Consider the following 3,355-nt stretch of genomic DNA (forward strand, 5'->3'; position numbering starts at 1 on the left):
CCTCTCCACCAGCAGCAGCCCGACCCCCTCGGAGAACACCGTGCCGTCGGCGGCGGCGTCGAACGGCTTGCACCGGCCGTCCGGGGCCAGACCGCGCTGCCGGCTGAACTCGACGAACAACGTCGGCGTCGCCATGACCGCGACCCCGCCGGCCAGCGCGAGGTCGCAGTCGCCGTTGCGCAGCGCCTGCGCCGCGAGGTGCAGGGAGACCAGCGACGACGAGCACGCCGTGTCCACGGTGACCTCCGTACCGGTCTCGGCGAGCCGCGCGTTGATCCCGTACTCCTGGGCGGCCGTGCCGATGAACACCCCGGTGCCGCTGCCGCGCAGCGACGCCGGGTCGATGGCCGCGTTCTCCAGCAACTCCCAGGCGGTCTCCAGCAGCAGCCGCTGCTGCGGGTCGGTCGCCAGGGCCTCGCGGGGGCTGATCCCGAAGAACTCCGCGTCGAACACGTCCGCGTCGTGCAGGAACCCGCCCTTGTCGACGTACGAGGTGCCGGGGTGGTCGGGGTCCGGGTGGTACAACTCGTCGACGTTCCAGCCACGGCCCGCGGGGAAGCCGCCGATCGCGTCCGCGCCCTCGGCCACGAGCCGCCACAGGGCGTCCGGCGTACGGACGTCGCCCGGGAAGCGGCACGCCATCCCGACGATCACCACAGGGTCGTCGTCCCGCTCGGCGATCACCGAGGCCGGCCTGCTCGTCCCCGCCCGCTCCCCGAGCAGCTCCGCGAGCAGGTGCCCGGCCAGGGCGCCCGTCGTCGGATGGTCGAAGATCAGCGTGGCGGGCAGGCGCAGACCTGTGGCGCCTTTCAGCCGGTTGCGCAGCTCGACGGCGGTGAGCGAGTCGAAGCCCAGGTCCCGGAAGCTGCGGTCGGTCTCGACCGCGTCCTGCCCCACGTGGCCGAGTACCGCAGCCACGTTGACCCGCACCAGGTCCACCAGCGTGTCGAGCCGCTCGGTCTCACTGAGCGCGCTCAGGCGGCCGGCCAGGTCGCCGTCCGTCGTCCGCCGGACCGGGCCGCTCGCCCGCCGTACGGTCGCCCGGCCGATCGTGCGCAGGATCGGCGGAATGTCCTCGTCGTCCGCGCGGACCGTCGCCGGCCGCAGTACGGCCATCAACAGCGGCACCTCCCGCCGGAGCGTCAGCCCGGCGTCGAAGAGGGCGAGCCCCTGCTCGGTGCCGAGCGCCGCGCTGTTGCGGGTGAGCCTGGCCCTGCCGACGCTGTCCAGCCCCGCGGTCATCGAGCTGGTCTCCGCCCACAGACCCCATGCGAAGGACGCGGCGGGCAGACCACGGGACCGCCGGTACGCGGCCAGCGCGTCCACGAAGCCGTTGGCCGCCGCGTACACCGACTGGCCCGGGTTGCCGATCGTGCCCGCCGCCGACGAGAACAGGATGAACGCCTCGAGGTCGAGGTGCTCGGTCAGCACGTGCAGGTTCCACGCAGCGTCGGCCTTGGGCCGCAGGACGGCGTCCGCGTCCGCACCCGTCAGCGCGGTGAGCACGCCGTCCGCCAGCACACCCGCCGTGTGGACGACCGCAGTGAGCGGATGCTCGTCCGGGACGTCGGCGAGCAGGGCGGCCAGCGCGTCCCGGTCGGCGGTGTCGCACGCCGCGACCGTCACCTCGGCCCCGGCGGACCGCAGCTCGTCCGCCAGCTCGACGGCGCCCGGGGAGTCCGGGCCCGAGCGGCTGACCAGCAGCAGATGCCTTACGCCGTGCCGGGCCACCAGATGCCGGGCGACGTGCCGGCCGATCGTCCCCGTGCCGCCGGTGATCAGGACGGTGCCGTCCGGGTCGAAGGAGGCCTTCCCGGCCTCCTCCGCCGCCTCCCCCGCGGCGGCGGCCGCGACCAGCCGAGGAACATGGGCCGTCCCGACACGCAGCAGGACCTGCGGCTCGCCGGAATCGATCGCGGCACCCAGCATGCGTACCGACGCGTCCGTCCCGTCGAGGTCGACCAGCGCGAACCGGTCCGGCTCCTCCCACCAGGCGGCGCGCAGCAGACCCCACACGGCCGCGCCCGCCAGGTCGCACACCGGGTCGTCGGCGTCCACCGGCACCGCGCCGCGGGTGACCACCACCAGCCTCGACGCCGCGAGACGGTCCTCGGCCAGCCAGTCCTGGAGCAGTTGGAGCACGTGCCGGGTGGCGTCGTGGCCGCGGGCGGCCGGGTCGCCCTCCTCGGGCGTTCCGCCGTCGCAGGGGAGCAGTACGACGTCCGGTACGGCCGCTCCCGAGTCGATCGAGCGCACGAGGTCGCCCAGTTCCCGGTGGCGCGGCAGGCCGGCGCAGGCGTCACCCAGAGCGTCCGGGCCGTCCTCGGCCACCGCGTCCCCCAGTACCGCCCAAGCGCCCGGCGCGACGGGCGACGCGTCGGACGCCGACGGCGTCCAGCCCACGCGCCACAGGGCGTTGTGCAGGTGGCGGGACGTGTCCAGCCGGTCGACGGTCAGTTCGCGGAGCTTGAGCGCGGAGACGGTGACCACCGGCCGGCCCGCTTCGTCGGCCATGTCCAGCGCCGCCGTCGACTCGTCCACGGGCGTCACCCGGACCCGCAGCACGCTCGCCCCGGTGGCGTGCAGCGTGCTCCCGGACCAGGAGAACGGCAACCGGACCGGACCGTCGGACCGGTCCAGGCCCATGCCGAGCGCGGTGGCGTGCTGGGCCGCGTCGAGCAGCGCGGGATGGACGGCGAACCCGTCGGCCTCCGTGTCCTCGGGCAGCCGGACCTCGGCGTAGAGCACGTCGCCGTCGCGCCACGCGGCCCCCAGCCCCTGGAACACCGGGCCGTACAGGTAACCGAGGCCCGCCAACCGGTCGTAGAGGTCCTCGACCGGCACCGGCGTCGCACCGGGCGGCGGCCACACACCGGCGAACTCCGGCTGCCCGTCCTGCGGAGCGTCCGCGACGATCGTGCCGCTCGCATGCCGCGTCCACGGCTGGTCCGGCTGGTCGGCGGGGCGCGAGTGGATCGTCACGGCACAGTCGTCGCCCTCGCTCTCCGGCGTGACGGTGACGTGCAGTTGGACGGCAGCGGTGCCGGAGAACGTGAGGGGGTTCTCCACCGTCAGCTCTTCCACGTGCCGGTGGCCCAGGTGAGTCGCCGCGTGCAGCGCGATGTCCAGGAAGGCGGTCCCGGGCAGCAGCACCGTGCCGAGCACTGCGTGGTCGGCGAGCCAGGGGTGCGTGGACGTCGACACGCGCCCCGTGAAGACGTGCCCGTTCCCCTCCGGGAGGTCCGTCGTGCTTGCGATGAGTGGGTGTCCGGTGTGGTGGTGGTTGGTGGGGGTGGTGGTGGGGTTGAGCCAGTAGTGGTGGTGTTGGAAGGGGTAGGTGGGGAGGGGGGTGTGG

General features: G+C 74.3%; 1 protein-coding gene. It reads right to left on the bottom strand.

Annotated features, from left to right (window positions below; genetic code table 11):
- The coding region (locus IG94_RS0137815) for an SDR family NAD(P)-dependent oxidoreductase (RefSeq protein ID WP_031048589.1) at nt 1–3,355 on the bottom strand (3,355 nt) is incomplete at both ends.

Source organism: Streptomyces olivaceus, from assembly GCF_000721235.1.
GTDB classification, from domain to species: Bacteria; Actinomycetota; Actinomycetes; order Streptomycetales; family Streptomycetaceae; genus Streptomyces; species Streptomyces olivaceus.